Below are 20,130 nucleotides of genomic sequence, written 5' to 3'. Positions count from 1 at the left end.
CCCGCCGCCCGGTTCGCTCCGGTAAGGATCATCCGCCCGTTCCCGGGTATGCGACTCCGAAGAGGGGGAGTTTTCGGGGACGGAGCGCGAGATGACCCAGCGGACCTTCGTACTGCCGCTCGACGACGCCGGAGCCGGTCCCGCCACGGTGGGCGGGAAGGGCGCGATGCTGGCGAGGCTGGCCGCGGCGGGCCTGCCGGTCCCCGAGGGCTTCCACCTCACCACCGACGCCTACCGCTACTTCGTGGACTTCCACCGGCTGCGGGACCCGATCCTGTCGGTGGCGGCGCGGGTCGATCCCGACCTGCCGGCGACGGCGGAGGCCGCGGCGCGGCGGATCGCGGAGCTGTTCCAGCCGTACGAGCCGCTGATGGAGATCGCGGCGCAGGTGCGCTGGGCGTACGCGGGCCTGGGCGAGCAGGACCACCCGGTCGCGGTGCGGTCGTCGCCGCCGCCCGGGACGGTGCCGGAGGCGGTCTCGCCGGCGGACCTGTACGAGACCGTCCTGTGGGTGCGCGGGGAGGCGGCGCTGGTGACGGCGGTCCGGCGGTGCTGGGCGTCGCTGTGGTCGGCCCGCGCCCTGGAGTACCGGATCCGCAACGGCATCGACCACGACGGGGTGGCGATGGCCGTGCTGGTGCAGTCGATGGTGCGGGCGGACGCCGCCGGGATGATGACCACGGTCGCGCCGGGCTCCCCCGCGGCCGGGCGGCGGCCGGCGACGGGCCGGATCGTGGTGAACGCCGCGTGGGGGCTGAGCGAGCCGGTGATCACCGGCCGGGTCACGCCGGACGTGTACACGGTGGAGAAGGGCAGCGGCCACGTCGTCGAGCGGCGGATCGCGGAGAAGACGACGATGACGGTGGCCTCCGAGCGTCCCGACGGCCCGCCGGTGGTGGAGGAGCCGGTGCCCAAGCGGTGGCGGCACGAGCCCGTGCTGAACGACGACCAGGCGGCGGCCCTGGCGCGGCTGGGCGAGCGGACCGAGGCGCTGTTCGGGCAGCCGGTGAGCGTCGAGTGGGCCCTGCACGACGGCTACCCGTACATCCTCGTGGCCCTTCCCGTCACGGGTGGGGCGGAACGCGGCGAGGCCGCGCCCGCGAGCACGGGATTCGCCGAGTCGGCCACGGAGGCGTGGAACGACAGCCTGGCCGGTGACCACCTGTGGTCCAACGGCGATCTGGCCGAGGCCGTCCCGGACGTGATGACCCCGTCCACGTGGTCGCTGGTGCGGCTGTTCATGGACGAGACGCTGGCCGTGCCCCGGCTCGGCGGGTATCGCGCGTACGGCAACATCGGCGGCCGCCTCTACATGGACCTCAGCGTGGCGGCGGCGCTCGCCGGCGCCTCGTCCCTGGGCATGGGGAGGGGCACGCGGGAGAGCCTGCTGGAGGAGTCCTTCGGCAGGCTGCCGCCGGAGGCGGAGATCCCGAGCCTGCCGATGTCGCGGGCGGAGATCGCCCGCGAGGTGCTGCCGAAGGCCGCGAGGGCGGCGCGGCGCGGCCGGGCCCTCCGCAGGCGGCTCCCCGGCTTCCTGGAGTCGTCGCCGGGGCGGTGCGCGGAGCTGCGCGACCGGATCGACCGGGAGGACGATCCGGGCGCCCTGCTGCACCTGTGGGGGCACGAGCTGGAGCCGTTCTTCGTCGAGGCGTGCCACATGCTGGCGGCGGCGCGGCGGGAGGGCGCGCCGCCGGCGGTCGCGCTGCGCCGCGACCTGGACCGGCTGGTGGGCGAGGGCGACGCGGACGCGATGCTGTCCGGGCTGCGGAAGCCGGACGGGCCCGCGCCGGCCGCGCTGGGCCCGGTGGACGGCCTCGCGCGGCTGCACCGCGGCGAGATCACCGAGCCGGTCTACCTGCGCGGGTGGGGGCATCGCGGCCCGCACGAGTTCGAGATCTCGATGCCGCGCACGGCCGAGGACCCGTCGTGGCTGGAGGAGCAGCTGGCGGCCGGGTCGGGCCGGGAGGCGGACGAGCGGCTGCGGGCGCGGCGGGAGCAGGGCCGGGCGGCCTGGCGGCGGTTCCGGGACCGCCACCCGGGCGAGGTGGCCGCGACGCGGCGCCGCGTCGGCCGGTGGGCGCGGGCCGCGCACGACCGGGAGTCGGCGCTGTCGGAGGTGCTGCGGATCTACGCGGTGGTGCGGGCGTTCCTGCGCCGCGCCGGGGAGCTGACGGGCCTCGGCGACGACGACGTGTTCTTCCTGACGATCGACGAGGTCCTGTCCGTGCTGGACGGCGACGCCGGGGCCGCCCAGGCGGACCTGGCGGCCCGGCGCCGCCGGACCCACGAGCGCTACACGGCGCTGGCCCCGTACCCGGTCCTGATCCGCGGCCGGTTCGACCCGGTCGGGTGGGCGGGCAGCCGCGGGCGGCGCACCGACTTCCACGACGCGACCGAGCCGCTGGCCGGGTTCCCGCCCGAGCCGGCCGCCGGCGCCGCCACCAGCGGCCTGCCCGGCGCCGCGGGGGTCGTGGAGGGCACGGTGCGGGTGCTGGACGGCCCCGAGCAGGCCGCGGCGCTGGCGCCGGGCGAGGTGCTGGTCACGGGGGTGGCCGACACCGGCTGGACGCTGGTGCTGCCGCGCGCGGGCGCCCTGGTCACCGATGTCGGCGCGCCGCTGTCGCGGGCGGCGGCGGTGGCCCGGGAGCTGGCCGTCCCGGCGGTCCTGGGCTGCGGGAACGCGACCGTGCGGCTGCGCACCGGCGACCGCGTCCGGGTGGACGGCGAGCGCGGAACGGTCGAGATCCTCAGCGGCGCGGGGAAGAAGGGCCGGCGGGTGCGACTGCTGACCAGGGAAAGGTGACCTCGCCCAGCCGCCATCGGGCCCGCCCGCCGTACGGGGGCCGGGTGATCACCGGCCGGGTGCGGGACAGCAGCGCCACCGCCTCGATCCAGCGGGCGCGGGGGCCGAACGCCGAGTGCGGGGCCGCCGCCGCCCAGCAGCGGTCGAAGTCGGCCAGGAGCGCGTGCACCCGCTCGCCGGGGACGTTGCGGTGGATGAGCGTCTTGGGGAGGCGTTCGGCGAGGTCGGACGGCCGTTCCAGGGTGGCCAGGTGCGCGGCGAACGTGATCGTGGCCGGTTCCTCGGACCCGGCGGGCAGGGTGGCCCAGACGGCGCGGCGGCCGATCTCGTCGCAGGTGCCCTCGACCAGGACGCCGCCGGGGGCGAGCCGGGCGCGCAGATCGTCCCAGGCCCGCCAGGCCGCGGGCTCCTCGTACTGGCGCAGCACGTTGAAGGCCCGCACCAGCACGGGCGGGCGCTCCACCGGGAGTTCGAAGCCGCCGCGCCGGAACGACAGGCCCTCGTACGCGCCGCCCGCCACCACGGCCTGACCGGCCGCGACCCGGTCGGGCTCGATCTCGATGCCGACGACCTCCAGGCCCGGGGCCACCACGCGGAGCCTCGTGTAGAACTCGACCGTCGTCACCGGCGACGCCCCGTACCCCAGGTCGACGGCGAGCGGGGCGCGGGCGGCGCGGAGCGGCCCGGCGGCCTGGGTGGCGGCGATCCAGCGGTCCACGCGGCGCAGCCGGTTGGGCGCGGTGGTGCCACGGGTCACCGCTCCCTGCGGCTTCACGTGGGGTTTGCGCGTGGGGACCACGCTGCGATTGTGCCGTGGTTTGCCGGTTCCGGTCACCGCCGGGCGCCGGACACCTGTTGATAACCGGGTGATCCTTCGGGAGCGTCAGGGTCGATCACTGTTCTCCGTCCCCCGCCGCGCCTCGCCCCCCGGAGGTCCCCGTGTCCGAGGTGTCCCGCCGTACGTTCCTGGGCCTGTCGTTCGCCGCCGCGGTGACCTGGTCGGTCGGCGAGGCGGTGCCCGCCTCGGCCGGGCCGCCGGACGAGGTCGCCCGCCTGTTCCAGGTGCGGAACGGTCTCCGGGCGCCGCAGGTGTTCCCGCAGAGCGTGGCGTCCGGCGACCCGTCCCCCGACGGGGTGGTCCTGTGGACGCGGGTCGCCCCGGATGCCGCCGGACGGGTCGCGTACGAGATCGCCGCCGACGCGTCCTTCGCCGCCCCGCTGGTCCGCGGCGTCACCACGGCCGCCGCAGGGCGCGACCACACCGTGAAGGTGCGGGTGGCGGCGCGGGCCCTGCGCCCTTGGACGACGTACCACTACCGCTTCATCGTCGGCGGCACCGCCAGCCGCACCGGACGCTTCCGCACGCTGCCCGCCCCCGGATCGTCCCCGGCGGGCCTGCGGTTCGGCTACATCTCCTGCCAGGATTACACCAACGGCCACTACACGGCGCTGCGGCACCTGGCCGAGGAGGACCTCGACTTCGTCGTCCACCTGGGCGACTACATCTACGAGACGACCGCCGACTCCAGCTTCCAGGGCGCCCAGGTCCGCGAGATCACGCTGCCGAGCGGCCGGACCACCGCCCAGACCCTCGGCGACTACCGCGCCCTCTACAAGACCTACCGGTCCGATCCGGACCTGCAGCGGCTGCACGAGCGGTTCGCGGTGATCCAGATGTGGGACGACCACGAGTTCGCCAACGACTCCTACGGCGCCTACGACACCGACACCGAGGACGAGGCCGCCAACTACGCGCCCGAGCGGAAGCTGGCCTCGGTCCAAGCGTGGTCGGAGTACTCGACGGCCGGTGCCCGCTTCGACCCGTCCGGCGGGCCGACCGGGGCGCTCACCGCCTACCGGACGCTGCGCTTCGGCGGGCTCATGGACCTGGTGCTGACCGACGAGCGCACCTACCGGTCCAAGCCCCCGTGCGGGCTGGGGCTGCTCGACATGTACGCGACCCCGGGCTGCCCGGAACGGCTGAGCCCCGAGCGGACCATGCTCGGCGCCGAGCAGCGCGCCTGGTTCACCGACCAGATCACCTCTTCCACCGCCACCTGGAAGGTGTGGGGGAACGAGGTGATGTGCATGCAGTTCAAGCTGCTCGACCTCTACCTGAAGCGGCTCTTCCCGGACCTGCCCGCCCGCGCCACGTCCGGCGGGCGCTTCTCGGTGTTCCTCAACCTCGACCAGTGGGACGGGTTCCCGGTGGAGCGGCAGCGGCTGCTGACCGCGTTCCGGGACGTGGACAACCTGGTCACGATCACCGGGGACCTGCACTCGTTCGGCGCCGGGTACCTGCGGCCCGACTTCGACGACCCGTCCCAGGACCCGGTGGGGGTGAGCCTGCTGGGCGGCTCGGTGACCTCGGCGAACTTCGTGGAGATGGCGACGTTCGGGCAGGGCGGGCTGATCGTGCCGCCGGAGACCGACCTGACGTGGGCGCTGCGCGGCAGCAACCCGCACCTGGAGTACTTCAACTCCGCCGCGCACGGCTACGTGGTCATGGACGTGACACCGTCGGGGATCACGGCGACGATGAAGGCCGTCCGCTCGATCCGCACCCCCGAGACACCGCAACTGCTCACGCTGCGCACGTTCCGGGTCGGCGAGGGCCGCCCCAGCCTCACGACCATGAACCGCGGCACCCGCACCTTGGACGGCGCCACCCACTGAGCACCGCTCACGCTGGCTGGCTATAAAAAGAACGAGGTGAGAAGGAGACCGAGCGATGAGCAGCTACACCAAATGGGACCGTGACGCCTACATCGCACGTGTCGGCGGCAAAGAGGAAGCCGAGCGACGCCGCAAGGCGCTCATGGCCCGTCAGAGCAGAGCCCGGCTGGCCGAGGAACGCAAGCGGGACAAGCTCACCCAGGCGCAGCTAGACGAAGAACGGCGCTTTCCGAGTTCCAGCAGCGAGACGTAGGACTTGTCGTTGCCGAGGAGTTCACCGGGCCCGGTCCGGTCGTGGCCGTTGGTGCAGCGGTGGAACCGAAGGATCTTCTCCAGGTCGCCGGTGGTCAGGACGCGCTGGGCTTGTGGGGTGGCCCAACGCCACATGGCATGGACGGTCGGCCGCCGCTCGAGGGCTGGGTCGGGGGTGCCGCCTGACATCACGGGCACATCCTGGCGAACCAGTCGCCGATGGAGCGCTTGTACCCGTCCGGCATGTGCAGGGCAGGGACCTGCGCGGCGGTGAACAGCCCGAGTTGCTTGTGCTCGTGGCTGACCACCGGCTCGATATCAGGATCGAGCACGGTGCAGCCGTAGGTGACGATGACCACGCGCCCCTCGGGCAACGCCTCCGGTAGCGGCTGGTAGATCCACATGTCCAAGAGCGGACCGGCATTGACGGTCCAACCGGTCTCTTCGGCGATTTCCCGCTCCACGGCCCCCTCGGGGTGAGGTCGGACGACTCCAAGCGTCCGCCGGGCAGCTCCCACTCGTCGCGCTCGTTCTTCAAGTTCATCGACGCCCACGCCGACTGGCTGACGGTGTTCTACCTGCCCGCCTACGCACCCGAGCTGAATCCGGCCGAGACGGTGTGGTCGCTGCTGAAACGCTCCATGGTCAACTTCCTTGCCACCGACCTGGACGACCTCGCCGGCATGATCAAGCACCGGCTCAAGATGATCCAGCACCACCCCGGCGTGATCGACGGCTGCCTGCCCCCCACAGGCCTCTCCCTCAACACCACACCCGCCATCACCAATTAACCCTGGTTAGCGAGATCCACCCAGTCCGAACCCGTACGCCGACCCGCTACACCACACGAGAAGATCGAAAGTAACCAAATGCACCCAGCATCTCACCCGCGAAGCGACGCCCAAGTCGCGCCGAGTTGCTTGAGAAAATCCTCGCCGGAAGCACCAGTAATCTCAGCGACGGCGTGCGCGAGATGCAGTGCTGGCACTGCATCTCGCGACCCAAGGACTCGAAGCTCGTCTAGGACATCCAGATAGTCGCACGGTAGCGGATCCATCCGTGAGACGAGGGATCGCTCCGCGAGATCGGCCAACGCGTCCGCCGCCGCCTCTCCTGGCCGTAGAACGTAATTCTTCCACTGGTTCGTAATCCGTCGAGATTGCTCCTTGCGTTGATGCATGCTCAGTCTCAAGCCAAGGTCGGCAGCTACCTTGGTGATTGCGGCTTCCGGACTCTCGCCCACCTTGGCCTGCCAGTTAGCCCGGCGAGTTTGATCGCGTCTTACGATGGCGGCCTTCTGGTTCAGGACCTCCACCGCCGCGTTGAGGGACTTCATCAGTAAGGTGCCGCATTGGTGCCAATCGTCTCTGGTCTCGGGATCCCGCCCCGCGCAAGCGTCTCTGAGCCATCGTTGCGAGCGATCTTCAGCGCCACGGTTGTCGGTGTGCTGGGCCGCGGTGCGCAAGTTATAAACCAGCTGATCGAACTCGTACGCCGCGCCGCTACGCCGGTTACCGATCAGAAATCCAATGTCGAGTTTCCAGCTTTCTCGCCACAACCGGTACGCCACCGACACCAGCCTTGCGAAATCTGCATCGCTGTGCACATTGGTCGGCCACGATTCCAGGAAGGAATTGTCAAATGGCAGCCCCACACAGATGCTTCGGTGGGCCGACAATACGACGCAACGGTTACGAAAATCCGTCACCTCACTTTGCATCAGCCGACCGCCTTGCGACGCCTGCAAACCGGCTGATCGGGTCAGCAAGCGCACCCCGCATATTAAATGCGATATGGAACGCAGGCAAAATCTCGCCCCTTTTTCGGTAATCGGATACCGAAAATCTTATCGGGATGAAGGGTACTTCGATGTGTAGTTCGTTGACCCAGGCGACGCCACGGCGCCCGTCTGGAGTTGCTGAGATAACTCGGCCCGTATATAGGGCTGCGGTACCGTCAGAGTTGGAGGCGAGGTATTTGGAAATGACGCGCGACGATAGGTCGCGTGACTCGTCATCAAGTTGGCGGAAGACCGCCTTTGAGCTCTGGTACTGTCCTCGGTGGAACAGGCTGAGACCGCGCAAGAAATCTCTCCGATACCGGTCGTATCCCCCAGCGTCGGGTATGGCGTCAGCTATAGTCAGGCACTCATGCCAGTCATGTTCGGTGAGTGCGACGATCTCGCGCTCACCGCGTAGGAACCGCTTGCCGGTCTTAGACTCCCAGAACAGGTCGAGCAGGAGCCGTGAGCACCGCCAGTCGGACCGCACCTCGGGTGGCGCCTGAAGCAGGACCTGTACGGCGACCTTTGGCCCATCCCCTTCCGCGCGAGCGCCAAGCAATGCAAGGAAGTAATATGCGACGGGATCGTTGTTGTTGCTGAGCGCGACCAGGTGCTTCGTCTCCATAGCTGGGTCTTCGAGCAACTCCGCTATCTCCACATTACGCAGGTCGTACTTGGCCTGCTGGGAAGGGCTGAGCGACCCAGGGTCAAGAGATGCAAGCGATGCCTGGGCATTGGCCAACAAGTCCAGTCGGTCATGCCCCTGCAGCATTCCGGACCTCACTGCGTTCCGTGTTGTCCAAGCGATGACATCAACGGGGTAGACATTCTCTGGATCAAGAGCGCGGGCCCGCAGTGCCGCCCGGGTTACATCCGTCATGAGAGCGAGCACTTGGGAAGCTGTTGCGTCCTCATCGAAATTTGTCAGCTCAAAGATCTGTGCGCCCTCAGCGCTAGCAAGTTCAACCAACAGATTTAGTCGGGACTGCGGCGATGCGTCGGCGTCCTCAAGCGTGTCCTCAAGCATCCGCTGAACGTCACGCATGAGTTGGAGCCGCTCCGCCGACGCCAGAACGCTGTTCTGCTGTGCCCACATGACGTATTCGCGGGTCAGATTGGCTTCCAACAAGGATAGTCTGGGGTGCGTCTGACCTCGGCTATGCCTTAGCTCGCCGAAAGCGGTCGCGAGTTCCAGATAGTGAGGCGCATAGCGATGATCGTCGGACTGCGGTCCGATCTTCTCCATCAGGTCGGCGATGAACTGGACCTCTCCGCCGCCCCACCGGTCAAAAAGTGGCCGCAGGTTAGTGATCAGCTGGACGGCGACCTCGACCTCGGTACGGATGGACAGGTCCTCACGGGCAAGCAACTCCGCCTCGAGTGGCGTCCGCGAGCCGAGGAACTGGTCACCAGTGTCATCCTCCGTCCAGCGAAAGATATCGAAGCGCTTGACTAGGTCAATAAGCTTACCCGCGCCATCTTTGCCGAGAACGCGCAGCGCCAGTTCAAGGGGGATGCGGAGGCCACGGCGGCCGACTGCAAGGATCATAGAAGTGATTTGCTCTGCCGCACTCCGCTCCTCGAGAGGCAGATTAATCAACTCCGCGTTCGGGCGATCCGACGGCCGCAAATCATTGATGTTGAAGCCCGCTTCGGTAAGCGCGCGCGCGACAGCAGTGAGCCGAGCCTCGCTATTATTGGAAGCGGTCATGGAGAGCTTCTCCAGCTCGATCTCGGCCGCCCGCGCCTCCTGAACGAGCCCAAGTCGCAAGCCTCGCTCGGTCTCAGGGAGCAGTCGGTAGAGCAGCGCGAGGAATGAGGAGTCGAGACCTTCCATGAGGTTGCCGGGAATGGGGATATCGAAGTCTGACAACCATTGCGTCATCCTTCGAAATTCCTCCGGGTTAAGGGTCGGTTCGACACGGATAATGCTGCGTCGCTTGTGGGCCGGCGGCGGCAGATAACTGCTGCCGACGATGAGGACTCGCTGCCCCCGCGAGCTAAGCTGTCGCTGGAGCAAGTAGTACTCATCAACGTCAACCATGCCGTCCCAGACCAGCAGCGTCGGCAGTCCGTGGCTCTGATCCGCCCACGATGCGAAGGCCTCGATGGCAGCCAACGTTGGCCGCTCGCCACGCACCGACCGATGCAGGACCGCAGCTTCACCGGAACGCGCTACCTCAAGGGCGAGTGCGCACAGCGCGATTGTCTTTCCAGTCGCGGTTTGCCCTGCAACGATAAGGGGCTCAGGAAGCCCCAACTCGTCAAGGGCCGATTGCACTCGGTGCAACAACTTGGACTCGAAGTCACGGGTCAGGTTGTAGCCACTGGCCACAGCCTTCCACTGTGGTTGCCCTTCGCCAGAACCGAGAAAATGCCGGAATCGCTCATATCTCATCGCTGATGAGGCCGATGTGAAGGGTTCGAGAAGTTCTGTGTTGACGGGTCGGGCAGCAACAACCACGCGATTCCACGTATCAATATCCACCTCAGCAAAGGTGTCGCCAACGGGGATGAACCGTCCCCCGCGCGCGTTCCGTCCGGCGTCGAGCCGCTGAAAGCGGCCAGAGTCCTCCAGCGCTGAGAGCACAGCGTTGAAGCTCTCACAATGCGTGATAAGCACCCCACGCTCTTGAGCAGCACGGATGAAGGGATTGCCGAGCAACTCGTCGGTGGCCGAGAACAGGTGCGCTTGTCCGGCCTGCAGCCGGGTCGCGAAGGTAAATAGCTCCTGTGGTCGCAACCAGTCGTCCGCGCGGTAACCATCAATGATGAGTACGCCTCGAGGCGTGATGATAGTGTCCGCGAGGGCGTTCAATATCTCAGCAGCCCTGGCCCGCGATTCCACCTCAGCGACAGCGTCGGTAGGTGGCCGCTCCTCCTCCGGCAGTCCCAGACCTCCGAACAGATGGCGCAACTGCAGTGATGTTGCCGACCTGGGGTGTCTGCCAAGCTGCGGTTGTCCGGTCGGATCTACCCTGCGCCAGTCCCGCTGGAACAGCCCATACAACCCGGAGTCTATGCGTGACGTGAACACGCCGTTCCATGGATAGTCGGCCGCGTCCGCCAACCACTGCGGTGCGGGCTGCCTCATCACGGTCCGGTCATAGTCGACATAAGCCGCATGAGCCGCCTCGGCATGCGAGCCAACGAGAGCAGGGTCCGGAACCGTTGGGACGAGATCGTCGATCGCCTGCCCGAGCAGCAGGAATGTCGGCCCCTCGACAAGGCGTCGAAGCAGTGTTGCGATCGCGGGTTCCATGCAACCGAGAGTAACGCGCTACCACGCATATTTCGTGATGCTGGCCGGATCCGATGCCTCCGGCTAGCGCGAGCTACTCGAGGACCTTGCTGTGGCTCTCCCCATGGCAGTCATTAGGTGCTGCATTCCCAGGCATCGATGCTCGACTCTGGAGCGGCTGTGTCACGATCGCAGAGCCGTGCGCCGTGGCTGGACTGGTGGCTGCTGTTGCTGTCAGCCTTCGCGGTTCAGGCGAGCTTGATGGAGTGGGGCCGACGCTGACGGTGATGTCCACGTGCCGGCCGAGCGCGGTGGCGTAGGCGCGGAGCGTCTCCAACTCCATCGCTTCGATGTCGCCGTTCTCGAGCTGGGATACCCGGGACTGTGAGGCTCCGAGGATCTGGGCGACCTCGGCCTGCGTCTTACCGATGGCCTTGCGAAGTTCCTTGCGGTGGTGTCCGGCGACATGGGCGTCCAGTTCGGCGCGTGCCTGGGCCTGGCGCTCGGGATCTGCCAGCCCGGGATTGCAGCAGTGTGCTTCGGCCTTGATGTCCTGCCAGCGGTGTCCGCTGCTCATCGTCTGGCCTCCTTCTGCTTCGCGGCCCGAGACTCGGCGTAGCGGGCCACGACCAGTGAGATGGCCTCGTCGTACCAACGGGCCGCTGCCCGGCCTTGTCACCGACTACGAGAAAGATCGCGGCACGGTCGGGGGGTGAAGATAAACAGCACCCGGATCTCTGACCGGCCACGGCTTCCGGGACGTAGCTCCTTAAGGTAACGCAGTTCGCTGTGTTCCAGGGTGTCGACGAGCGGTCGTCCCAGCGTCGACCCGACCGCGGCCAACCTGTCGATAACTTGCTCGATCAACGCTGCGGTGTCCAGGTCGGACTCGCACAGCTTTCGGCAGCCGGACCGGGGTGGCTCCGCGCAGGGCTGGCTGCTCGGAACCCTGCACGCGTCGCCGGAGACCGCACCTCTGGGACGAGGTCGAAAGTGCGTACGTTCAACCGCGGCTCGTCCGTCTCATCCTTCTCGGCGGGACGGGGTTGTGGCGTCTCTGGGACTACAGGTCGAGCTTGCCATCCTTGACCTCGCGGAGCAGACCGGCGAAGGACTCGACGGGCAGCGCCAGCCTGGGCCCCTCCGGGTCCTTGGAGTCGCGCACGCCGACACGGGCGTCCAGCCTGGCCACCTCGACGCAGGCCCCGTTGACGCTCCCCTCGCTACGGCTGGACTTACGCCACCTGATCATCTGAATCCCTCCATGATTTCCCGGATCAAGGCCAGGGACGCGTGCTTGGACTCCGCGACGTCTCCGATCCGGCGAAACCATACTTCGTATTGGGCCGTCTCCGACGCATCCCTCACAAGTCGACCAGGGCCGAGCGTCTCGGTGTAGGGAATGTCCTCGTTGCCCACCCTATACAGCTCGAACGCTCCATCTCGCCCTACATGTCCACCCGCGGACCGCCGGACGATCCTGACCGTCCACTCCGGGGACTCCGCCAATTCCAGGAGGCGAGCGAGTTGGGCTCGGTGGACATCTCGACTCCCCACTTGGTGCTCGAGCGCGTCTTGGTCTATGAGCAGCCACACCAGTGGAGGGTGGTCCCGTTCGAGGATCTTCTGGCGCTCCATGACCGCCCTGACCGCCTGCTCCACGTCCTGCCGCCCGCCCTCGACGAAGACGGCGCGGGCGTAGTCCTCGGTCTGGGCGAGGACGGGGATCCAGCCGAGGGCCCAGATCCGGATCTGGCCGGCCGTGGATTCGCTCGCCGCGCGCTCTTCCCTCCACTCGGAGGAATGTCGCGACTTCGCCCATCTGATGATCCTCCCGAGCAGGCCACCCGTGGTCCAGGCACGATCGATCCTGTCCGCCGCATCCTCCTGGAGCCTGCACTCACCCGCCTCAATTTTTGAGATCAGCGAGCGATCCCGGCCGATGATGTCCGCGATTTCTCTGTGGCCGGCATTCCTTTCCTTGCGAAGTCTGTGCAGCTCAACGGCCGCCCAGTCGTACATGTCGTGGTCGGGGTCGAGGCGGCGGGGGGTGCCGGACATGGACTCTCCCTGGTCGCGGAGGGGGTGAGTTTCATGAGTTCACCTTCCGAAGGTACGGGTTGGCGGGGCAGTCTGTGGCGCAGAACACAGAACGGGGAGTGATCGCATGACTGCGAAGGATTACCGGAATGAGGCGCCGTTCATCAGCCCTCAGGACCCGCTGCCGGAGGTGCCCGAGCCGCAGGGGCGATGGGGGGAGCCGTTCATCACCTATCGGGGACGCGAATCGGTCTGGACGGCTTGGCGGCGCCACGCCCTGACCCCCGCCGAGATCGAGGCCGGGCTGGTCCGGAACGTCATCGGCAGCACCGAGGAAGAGGTCAGGGAGAAGATCCGCGAGGCGGATGGCAAGGCCGATGAGCTGTCGCCCTCGTACCGGGGCCCGGCCCGATGAGGCCCCTGGGAACCGCCTTGATGGAGGGCGTCACGTGGATTCTTGTTCTGGCTGCCGCGTTCTCGTTCGCGGGCGGCCTGGTCGGCGCCTGGTTCCATGCGCGGTTGCATCGCTGCCGTCCGGGCCGTCACGAGATCCGGCCGGACGGGCGCCCTCCGCGTCCTGTTTCCCAAGGTCCGGTCACGGCCGCGGGTCGGGGCGAGATGCCCCCTGTCTCTCCCGTCCCCGGAGGGTCCACCTACACGTCTCCGAGGGTATGGCGGCCCCGCTGAACGGGATTCGGTAAGCGGTCCATTACGGTGATCCCACGCGTTCCGGGAGGAGAGCCGATGCCGCAGCTCGACCTGGCCACCCTGCACGAGGCGATCGCCGCCGCCGTGCCCGACCGCGAGTGCCTGGTCTGGCGCGACCGCAGGATGACCTGGCGCGAGGTCGCCGAGCGGACCCGGCGGCTGGCGCGCGTCCTGCACGGCCACGGCCTCGGCCTGCGCGGCGACCCGGCCGCCGTCCGGCCCTGGGAGTCGCCGCACGACCACCTGGCCCTCTACCTGCACAACGGCCCGGAGTACGTGGAGGGGCTGCTGGGCGCGCACAAGGCGCGGGTAGCCCCGTTCAACGTCAACTACCGGTACGTGGACGACGAGCTGGCGCAGCTGTTCGACGACGCCCGTCCCCGGGCCGTGCTGTACCACGCCCGGTTCGCCGATGTGATCGGCCGGGTCGCCGCCCGCCTGGACCCGCCGCCGCTACTCCTCCAGGTCGCCGACGACTCGGGGAACGCGGTGCCGCCCGGCGCCTTCGACTACGAGGCCGCGCTCGCCGCGGCGTCGGCCGAGTCACTGGAGGCCGAAGGGGTCCGGCCCTGCCCCGACGACCTGCACATCCTCTACACGGGCGGCACCACGGGCCTGCCCAAGGGCGTGCTGTGGCGGATCGGCGACCTGATCGCGGGCCCGCTCGGGATGCGCGACCGCGCGAACGTCCCGATCGGCGATCTCGGCCGGGCCGTGGAGCTGGCCGCCAAGGCCGACGCGCGGGTGCTGGTCGGGCCGCCGCTGATGCACGGCGCCGGGACCTGGTCGGCGCTGGGCGGCTGGTGCGGCGGCGCGACCGTGGTCTTCCCGGACCGGGTGGACGGCCTGGACGCCGACGGCCTGCTGGCCACCGCCGCCCGCGAGCGCGTCACCCGGATGCCGCTGGTCGGCGACGCGTTCGCGCGGCCGCTCGCGGACGCCGTGGAGCGCGGCGACCACGACCTCACCGCGCTCCGCACCCTGATCAACTCGGCGGCGGCGATCGACCCCGGGGTGGAGCGGCGGCTGCTGGCCGGGATGCCGAATGCCAGGATCACCGACGTGCTCGGCTCCTCGGAGTCCGGTTTCGCGGTCACCCGGCGCGGCAGCGGGAACCGGCCGTTCCGGCCCGCGCCCGGCTCCGCGGTCCTCAGCGCCGACCGCACGCGGCGGCTGACGCCCGGAGACGGCGGGGAGCTGGGCTGGCTGGCCAAGGGCGGCGCGATCCCGCTCGGCTACCTCGGCGACCCGGAGCGCACCGCCGCGACGTTCCTCACGGTCGGCGGGGAGCGGGTGGTCGTCCCGGGCGACCGGGCCCGGCTGCTGGCGGACGGCATGATCGAGGTGCACGGCCGCGAGGCCACCGTGATCAACACCGGTGGCGAGAAGGTGTTCGCGGAGGAGGTGGAGGCGGTGCTGCGCGGCCTGCCCGGGGTGACCGACGCGCTGGTGGTCGGCCGTCCCAGCGAGCGCTGGGGGACCGAGATCGTCGCGGTGCTGCGGCCCGCGGGGGCGCCGGACGACGCCGCGCTGCGGGCGGCCTGCGCCGAGCGGCTGGCGCGCTACAAGATCCCGAAGGCGTTCGTCCGGACGGACGAGTCGCTGCGGCTGCCCAACGGGAAGGCCGACTACCCGGCGGCCCGCGCCCTGGTCCCCCCGGCGTAGGAGATCCTTGCCCCATGCCCGACCTCAGCACCCTGCTCGCCGACCTGGCCGCCGAGGGCGACTCCCTCGACGCGCTGGTGGCCCCGCTGCCCGACTGGACCGTGCCGACGCCCGCCGCGGGCTGGACGGTCGCGCACCAGATCTCCCACCTGGCCTGGACGGACCGCCAGGCCGTCATCGCGGCCACCGACCCGGACGCCTTCGGGGAGATCCTGGCGGCGGCGAGGGCCGAGCGGTTCGTCGAGGAGGGCGCGGCCGAGGGCGCCGCGGAACCGCCCGCCGCGCTCCTGGAACGCTGGCGCACGGGGCGGCGAGAGATGGCCGCGGCGCTGGCGGCCGTTCCGGCGGGGGCGCGCCTGCCGTGGTTCGGGCCGCCGATGGGCGCCGCGTCCATGGCGACCGCGCGGCTCATGGAGACGTGGGCGCACGGCCAGGACGTGGCCGACGCGCTCGGCGCCGTCCGCGCGCCCACCGCCCGGCTCCGGCACGTGGCGCACATCGGCGTCCGCACCCGCGACTTCGCCTACCTCAACCGCGGCCTGGAGGCCCCGGCCGACGCGTTCCGGGTCGTCCTGACCGGGCCGGACGGCGAGGAGTGGACCTGGGGCCCCGAGGACGCCGCGCAGTCGGTGACCGGGCCCGCGCTGGACTTCTGCCTGCTGGTGACGCAGCGCCGGAACCGCGCCGACCTGGCCGTCACCGCGCGCGGCGCCGACGCCGACCGCTGGCTCGGCCTGGCCCAGGCGTTCGCGGGCCCGCCCGGCGGAGGGCGCCCGCCGAGAGGTTGACCGCGATTTGTCCGTCATGGCGTTCCGCCTTAGGCACCCTCGGACATGTCAGGGGATATGACCATCCTCATCGCCTACGACGGATCCGCCGACGCCCATGCCGCCATCGCCTACGCCGGCGGCCATGTCCGGCCGGAACCGGCCGTCGTCGTGACCGTGTGGGAGCCGCTGCTGACCCAGCTGACCCTGTCGGCGCTGGCCACGAGCGCGACGGCGGTGCCCCTGCCGGACGAGGGCGAGCAGTGGGAAGAGGAGCGCCAGGCCACCGGGGTCGCGCGGGAGGGCGCCGGGCTCGCGGCCGCCGCCGGGTTCCCCGAGGCCACGGCGCGGGCCGAACGCGGCAACGGGCCCGTCTGGGCGGCGATCGTGGACGTCGCCGAGGAGATGGACGCCACCCTCGTCGTGATCGGCTCGCGCGGCCTGTCGGCGGTGAAGTCGGTGCTGCTCGGCAGCGTGTCCAACCGCGTGCTGCACCACGCCCGGCGCCCCGTCCTCGTGGTGCCGCCCGGCCCCGGGGACGGCTGAGCGCCCCGGAGACCGGGCGGAGAGGCCCGCGGCGGGGTCAGGGCGAGATGGCGCGCTCGAACGCCTCGAAGGCGTCCTCGGTGAACAGCACGAACCGGGCGTCGTTGATCTTGGTGGGGGTGGAGCGGACCGTGCCCACCGCGATCCGCGCCGCGTCCTCCACCGGCCACCCGTAGATGCCCGCGGACACGGCGGGGAACGCGATCGACTCGATGCCCAGCTCGTCGGCGACCCGCAGCGCCTCGCGGTAGCAGGAGGCCAGCTGCTCGGAACGGTCCTCGGCGGCCGAGTAGACGGGGCCGACCGTGTGGATCACCCAGCGGGCCGGCAGCCGGCCCGCCGTGGTGGCCACCGCCTGCCCGGTCGGCAGGCCGCCCCCGTAGTGCGAGGCGCGCAGCCTGCGGCACTCGTCCAGGATCTCCGGGCCGCCCCTGCTGTGGATGGCGCCGTCGACGCCGCCCCCGCCCAGGAGCGAGGAGTTGGCGGCGTTCACCACCGCGTCCACCTGCTGCTCGGTGATGTCCCCCTGGACGAGACTGATCCGCATACCCCGTGACCTCCTGTCGGCCGAGCCCTGACGCGAAACCGGGCGCGCAATGCTGGAACCTGCTCAGTGGAGACGAAAAGTAAACCCGTGTCCAGTCAGGGCCCGGTCAGAACCGGCGGTCAGTCGTCGTCGCCGTCGTCGTCGGTGTCCGCGGTGTCGGCCGTCACCTTGCCGGACGCGGCGTCCACGTTCAGTTCGCGCTCCTTGCCGTCCGCGCCGGTCACGTCGACCTGCCAGTATCGGCCATCTTCGAACTCGACGGAGGTGACCGTGCCGGGGGCGGTCTTCAGCGCGGCCTGGACCGCGCGGGCGGCGTCCAGCTTGGCGCCCTTGAGGCCGGTGGCCTCCGCGGCGTCGTCGCCCCGGTCGTCGTCGCCGTCGTCGTCCTTGTCGTCCTTGTCCGCCCGGTTGGCGATCACCTTGCCGGTGGTCGCGTCCACGGTCACCTCGCGCCGGGCGCCGCCCTGGTCGGCCAGCACGTCGGCGTCCCAGACCACCCGGTCGCGGTCGTCGTCGTCGAGTTCCAGCGACTCGATCCGGCCCGGGACCGCCTGGAGCGCGGCCGCCGCGGCCCGCTCGGCGGTGATCTTCACATCGGCCACCCGGACGCCCGCGACGCGGTCGTCCCGGCCTTCGCCGTCCCGGCCGCCCCGGTCGTCGCCCTGGGCCGCGAAAGCGGCGCCCGCTCCCCCGGCGGCCAGCACTCCCGCCGCGACGACCGTCACCAGAATCCTCCGCATGATCCCTCCCGTGGATCGCGTTCCGCTGTGAACGACCGCCACACTGCCGGGCCTACCTGAGCCGAACCTGAAGCCACCTGAAGAAAGCTTCAGCTCGGGTTTGGCACCCTGTGGGGCATGCGCCTGCTCATCGTCGAGGACGAGAAACGCCTCGCCGCGTCCCTGGCCGGGGGCCTGGCCGCCGAGGGCTTCGCCGTGGAGGTCGCGCACGACGGCCGCACCGGCCTGGACCGGGCGCTGGAACGCGGCTACGACCTGATCGTGCTGGACATCATGCTGCCCGGCCTCAACGGCTACCGGGTCTGCGCCGAGCTGCGCGCCGCCGGGGACGAGACCCCGATCCTGATGCTGACCGCCAAGGACGGCGAGTACGACGAGGCCGAGGGCCTGGACACCGGCGCCGACGACTACCTCACCAAGCCGTTCTCGTACGTGGTGCTGCTGGCCCGGATCCGGGCGCTGCTGCGGCGCCGGTCGCGGGGCGGGGCCGTCCCGTCGATCCTGCTGGGCGACCTCACCGTCGACCCGGCGGCGCGGCGGGCGCGGCGCGGGGACGAGGAGGTGGAGCTGACCGCCAAGGAGTTCGCGGTGCTGGAGCATCTGGCGGTCAACGCGGGCCAGGTGGTGTCCAAGGCGCAGATCATGGAGCACGTCTGGGACTTCGCCTACGACGGCGACCCCAACATCGTCGAGGTGTACGTGAGCGCGCTGCGCCGGAAGATCGACGCGCCGTTCGGGCGGCGCTCCATCGTCACCGTCCGGGGCGCCGGGTACCGGCTGGCCACCGACGGCGGCGCGGGCGGGCGGGACCGGCCGTGAGGCGGATGGGGGTGCGGTCGGTACGGGCGCGGACGACGGCGGCCGCCACCGCCGTGGTCGCCGGCGCGCTGATCGTCGCCGGGCTGGCCGTGGTGCTGCTGCTGCGCGCCGACCTGGCGGGGCGGACCGGCCTGGAGGCCGAGGTCGCGGCGCGGGACGTGGCGGCGCAGCTGGCCGCCGGGACGCCCTACGACCGGCTCGACCTGCCCGACGCCGAGGACCACCCCCTCCAGGTGATCGACTCCCGGGGCCGGGTGCGGGCGGCCGACGACGACCTGCGGGCGGTCGACGGCGTCCCCGCCGGACGGCCCGTCCCCGTCCCGGCCGCGCCGGAGGACGACGACGGGGACCACGAGCGCGGCGACGACGACTCCCGGCCCGGCCGCGGCGAGATCTCCGACGATCCGCGGCTCACCGGCGGCACCGCGACCGTCGACGACCACACCGCCGACTACCGGTTCGCCACCCTGCGGGTGTCCACGCCCGGCGGGGAGACGCTCACGGTGCGGGCGGGCGCCGACCTGTCGACCACCCGGGACGCGGTCGGGACGGTCGCCCGCGCGATGCTGGTCGGCCTGCCCGTGCTGCTGGCCGTGGTCGCCGCGGTCACCTGGCTGGTCACCCGGCGGGCGCTGCGCCCGGTGGAGGCGATCCGCGCCGAGATGGCCGCGATCACCTCCTCGGGCGACCTGACCCGCCGCGTCCCGGAGCCCGGGTCGCGGGACGAGGTGGCCGGCCTGGCCGTCACCACCAACGCCACGCTGGCGGCGCTGGAGGGGTCGGTGGCGCGGCAGCGCGGCTTCGTCGCGGACGCCTCGCACGAGCTGCGCAGCCCGATCGCGTCGCTGCGGACCCAGCTGGAGGTGGCCGCCGCGCACCCCGAGCTGCTCGACCTGGACGGCCTGGTCGACGACGTCGTGCGGCTCCAGCACCTGGCCGCCGACCTGCTGCTGCTCGCCCGCCTGGACGCGGGCGACCGGCCGTCCCCGGCGGAGCGGGCCAGGCCGGTCGAGCTGGCCGACCTCGTCCACGAGGAGGCGGCGCGGCGCTCCGGCGGCGGCCGCCGCGTCAGGGTGGAGGCCGAGGTGCGGGCCTCGCCGACCGCCGCCGGTCCGGAGGGGCGCCTCGCGCGCGTCCTGGGCAACCTCCTGGACAACGCCGAGCGGCACGCCGCCGGTGTCGTCCTGCTCACACTCGACGAAGCCGGCGGTGCGGCCGTCCTGCGCGTCGCCGACGACGGGCCCGGGGTGCCGCCCGCCGACCGGGAGCGTATTTTCGAGCGTTTCGTGCGCCTGGACGACGCCCGTGCCCGCGACGAGGGCGGTGCCGGGCTGGGCCTGGCCATAGCGCGTGACCTGGTGAGGGCGCAAGGCGGTACGCTCACGGTGGGTGAGGCCCCCGCAGGGGGAGCGCTCTTCGAGGTACGGCTGCCGCTCGTGCGGCGTAACGTGCAGCGGAGAGCCGCGGATCGATGACCGTCCGTGGTCTTATGGAACGGACGAGTGGGCGCCGATTCACCGGTCCGGGTGTGACCTGGGCCGCG

The 20,130-nt window shown here is 70.6% G+C and carries 20 protein-coding genes; 10 read left to right on the top strand and 10 right to left on the bottom strand.

Annotated features, from left to right (window positions below; genetic code table 11):
* Positions 1-91 precede the first annotated feature (91 nt).
* Positions 92-2,803 carry a PEP/pyruvate-binding domain-containing protein gene (locus ACZ466_RS25550; protein ID WP_378281507.1) on the top strand — a complete coding sequence of 904 codons (2,712 nt, stop codon included), beginning with the start codon at positions 92-94 and terminating at the stop codon, positions 2,801-2,803.
* Here ACZ466_RS25550 and ACZ466_RS25545 read toward each other — a convergent pair.
* Positions 2,748-3,560, bottom strand: coding sequence for a class I SAM-dependent methyltransferase (locus tag ACZ466_RS25545; RefSeq protein WP_378281508.1), 813 nt, complete (start codon positions 3,558-3,560; stop codon positions 2,748-2,750). The two genes, ACZ466_RS25550 and ACZ466_RS25545, sit on opposite strands and share 56 nt — an antisense overlap.
* A gap of 182 nt (positions 3,561-3,742) precedes the next feature.
* Between ACZ466_RS25545 and ACZ466_RS25540 the strand changes: the two genes are divergently transcribed.
* Positions 3,743-5,479, top strand: coding sequence for an alkaline phosphatase D family protein (locus ACZ466_RS25540; protein ID WP_378281509.1), 1,737 nt, complete (start codon positions 3,743-3,745; stop codon positions 5,477-5,479).
* 55 nt (positions 5,480-5,534) lie between these two features.
* Complete coding sequence (locus ACZ466_RS25535) at positions 5,535-5,732, top strand: hypothetical protein (RefSeq protein WP_378281510.1); 198 nt, start codon at positions 5,535-5,537, stop codon at positions 5,730-5,732.
* A 187-nt stretch (positions 5,733-5,919) separates the two neighbouring features.
* Here ACZ466_RS25535 and ACZ466_RS25530 read toward each other — a convergent pair whose 3' ends face one another.
* On the bottom strand, positions 5,920-6,195 hold the full coding sequence (locus ACZ466_RS25530) for an NUDIX hydrolase (RefSeq protein WP_378281511.1): 276 nt from the start codon (positions 6,193-6,195) through the stop codon (positions 5,920-5,922).
* A gap of 12 nt (positions 6,196-6,207) precedes the next feature.
* On the opposite strand from ACZ466_RS25530, the gene ACZ466_RS25525 reads away from it, so the two are divergent.
* Complete coding sequence (locus ACZ466_RS25525) at positions 6,208-6,522, top strand: transposase (RefSeq protein WP_378281512.1); 315 nt, start codon at positions 6,208-6,210, stop codon at positions 6,520-6,522.
* A 92-nt stretch (positions 6,523-6,614) separates the two neighbouring features.
* On the opposite strand, the gene ACZ466_RS25520 is transcribed toward ACZ466_RS25525, so the two are convergent.
* From ACZ466_RS25520 to ACZ466_RS25495, 6 genes are all read right to left on the bottom strand, one after another.
* Positions 6,615-7,505, bottom strand: coding sequence for a hypothetical protein (locus ACZ466_RS25520; RefSeq protein ID WP_378281513.1), 891 nt, complete (start codon positions 7,503-7,505; stop codon positions 6,615-6,617).
* Positions 7,441-10,776: a P-loop NTPase gene (locus ACZ466_RS25515; RefSeq protein WP_378281514.1), complete on the bottom strand. Its 3,336-nt coding sequence runs from the start codon at positions 10,774-10,776 to the stop codon at positions 7,441-7,443. Before ACZ466_RS25515 ends, ACZ466_RS25520 begins: the two co-directional genes overlap by 65 nt.
* 73 nt (positions 10,777-10,849) lie before the next feature.
* Complete coding sequence (locus ACZ466_RS25510; RefSeq protein WP_378281515.1) at positions 10,850-11,332, bottom strand: XRE family transcriptional regulator; 483 nt, start codon at positions 11,330-11,332, stop codon at positions 10,850-10,852.
* Positions 11,333-11,430: 98 nt separating this feature from the next.
* Positions 11,431-11,622 (bottom strand): type II toxin-antitoxin system RelE/ParE family toxin, encoded by a 192-nt coding sequence (locus ACZ466_RS25505; protein WP_378281516.1) that lies wholly within the window; start codon positions 11,620-11,622, stop codon positions 11,431-11,433.
* 196 nt (positions 11,623-11,818) lie between these two features.
* Positions 11,819-12,007: a DUF397 domain-containing protein gene (locus tag ACZ466_RS25500; RefSeq protein ID WP_378281517.1), complete on the bottom strand. Its 189-nt coding sequence runs from the start codon at positions 12,005-12,007 to the stop codon at positions 11,819-11,821.
* On the bottom strand, positions 12,004-12,816 hold the full coding sequence (locus tag ACZ466_RS25495) for a helix-turn-helix domain-containing protein (RefSeq protein ID WP_378281518.1): 813 nt from the start codon (positions 12,814-12,816) through the stop codon (positions 12,004-12,006). Before ACZ466_RS25495 ends, ACZ466_RS25500 begins: the two co-directional genes overlap by 4 nt.
* A 106-nt stretch (positions 12,817-12,922) precedes the next feature.
* On the opposite strand from ACZ466_RS25495, the gene ACZ466_RS25490 reads away from it, so the two are divergent.
* From ACZ466_RS25490 to ACZ466_RS25475, 4 genes are all read left to right on the top strand, one after another.
* Positions 12,923-13,210 (top strand): hypothetical protein, encoded by a 288-nt coding sequence (locus ACZ466_RS25490; protein ID WP_378281519.1) that lies wholly within the window; start codon positions 12,923-12,925, stop codon positions 13,208-13,210.
* A 329-nt stretch (positions 13,211-13,539) separates the two neighbouring features.
* The gene (locus tag ACZ466_RS25485; RefSeq protein WP_378281520.1) at positions 13,540-15,168 is read left to right on the top strand and encodes an AMP-binding protein; all 1,629 of its coding nucleotides are present in this window, start codon (positions 13,540-13,542) and stop codon (positions 15,166-15,168) included.
* 14 nt (positions 15,169-15,182) lie between these two features.
* A complete protein-coding gene (locus tag ACZ466_RS25480) occupies positions 15,183-15,956 on the top strand; it encodes a TIGR03084 family metal-binding protein (protein ID WP_378281521.1) in 774 nt (257 codons plus the stop codon).
* 57 nt (positions 15,957-16,013) lie between these two features.
* Complete coding sequence (locus tag ACZ466_RS25475; RefSeq protein WP_378281522.1) at positions 16,014-16,481, top strand: universal stress protein; 468 nt, start codon at positions 16,014-16,016, stop codon at positions 16,479-16,481.
* A gap of 37 nt (positions 16,482-16,518) precedes the next feature.
* Here ACZ466_RS25475 and ACZ466_RS25470 read toward each other — a convergent pair whose 3' ends face one another.
* Both ACZ466_RS25470 and ACZ466_RS25465 read right to left on the bottom strand, forming a co-directional pair.
* A complete protein-coding gene (locus ACZ466_RS25470) occupies positions 16,519-17,028 on the bottom strand; it encodes an O-acetyl-ADP-ribose deacetylase (RefSeq protein ID WP_378281523.1) in 510 nt (169 codons plus the stop codon).
* 119 nt (positions 17,029-17,147) lie between these two features.
* Complete coding sequence (locus tag ACZ466_RS25465; protein ID WP_378281524.1) at positions 17,148-17,768, bottom strand: PepSY domain-containing protein; 621 nt, start codon at positions 17,766-17,768, stop codon at positions 17,148-17,150.
* Between the two features lie 117 nt (positions 17,769-17,885).
* On the opposite strand from ACZ466_RS25465, the gene ACZ466_RS25460 reads away from it, so the two are divergent.
* Together ACZ466_RS25460 and ACZ466_RS25455 are read left to right on the top strand one after the other, a co-directional pair.
* The gene (locus tag ACZ466_RS25460; protein WP_378281525.1) at positions 17,886-18,587 is read left to right on the top strand and encodes a response regulator transcription factor; all 702 of its coding nucleotides are present in this window, start codon (positions 17,886-17,888) and stop codon (positions 18,585-18,587) included.
* Between the two features lie 5 nt (positions 18,588-18,592).
* On the top strand, positions 18,593-20,062 hold the full coding sequence (locus ACZ466_RS25455) for a sensor histidine kinase (RefSeq protein WP_378281680.1): 1,470 nt from the start codon (positions 18,593-18,595) through the stop codon (positions 20,060-20,062).
* Positions 20,063-20,130: the final 68 nt, after the last annotated feature.

It is taken from the genome of Actinomadura rugatobispora, from assembly GCF_055379765.1.
Note: the sequence above shows the minus strand (reverse complement) of the source record. Positions and strands in the feature narration are given on the sequence as shown.

Excerpts from the sequence above, each read along its gene's own strand:
- ACZ466_RS25550 (WP_378281507.1), top strand. The coding sequence starts at position 92 with ATGACCCAGCGGACCTTCGTACTGCCGCTCGACGACGCCGGAGCCGGT.
- ACZ466_RS25535 (WP_378281510.1), top strand. The coding sequence starts at position 5,535 with ATGAGCAGCTACACCAAATGGGACCGTGACGCCTACATCGCACGTGTC.
- ACZ466_RS25515 (WP_378281514.1), bottom strand. The coding sequence starts at position 10,776 with ATGGAACCCGCGATCGCAACACTGCTTCGACGCCTTGTCGAGGGGCCG.
- ACZ466_RS25510 (WP_378281515.1), bottom strand. The coding sequence starts at position 11,332 with ATGAGCAGCGGACACCGCTGGCAGGACATCAAGGCCGAAGCACACTGC.
- ACZ466_RS25500 (WP_378281517.1), bottom strand. The coding sequence starts at position 12,007 with ATGATCAGGTGGCGTAAGTCCAGCCGTAGCGAGGGGAGCGTCAACGGG.
- ACZ466_RS25495 (WP_378281518.1), bottom strand. The coding sequence starts at position 12,816 with ATGTCCGGCACCCCCCGCCGCCTCGACCCCGACCACGACATGTACGAC.
- ACZ466_RS25490 (WP_378281519.1), top strand. The coding sequence starts at position 12,923 with ATGACTGCGAAGGATTACCGGAATGAGGCGCCGTTCATCAGCCCTCAG.
- ACZ466_RS25485 (WP_378281520.1), top strand. The coding sequence starts at position 13,540 with ATGCCGCAGCTCGACCTGGCCACCCTGCACGAGGCGATCGCCGCCGCC.
- ACZ466_RS25480 (WP_378281521.1), top strand. The coding sequence starts at position 15,183 with ATGCCCGACCTCAGCACCCTGCTCGCCGACCTGGCCGCCGAGGGCGAC.
- ACZ466_RS25475 (WP_378281522.1), top strand. The coding sequence starts at position 16,014 with ATGACCATCCTCATCGCCTACGACGGATCCGCCGACGCCCATGCCGCC.
- ACZ466_RS25470 (WP_378281523.1), bottom strand. The coding sequence starts at position 17,028 with ATGCGGATCAGTCTCGTCCAGGGGGACATCACCGAGCAGCAGGTGGAC.
- ACZ466_RS25465 (WP_378281524.1), bottom strand. The coding sequence starts at position 17,768 with ATGCGGAGGATTCTGGTGACGGTCGTCGCGGCGGGAGTGCTGGCCGCC.
- ACZ466_RS25460 (WP_378281525.1), top strand. The coding sequence starts at position 17,886 with ATGCGCCTGCTCATCGTCGAGGACGAGAAACGCCTCGCCGCGTCCCTG.
- ACZ466_RS25455 (WP_378281680.1), top strand. The coding sequence starts at position 18,593 with ATGGGGGTGCGGTCGGTACGGGCGCGGACGACGGCGGCCGCCACCGCC.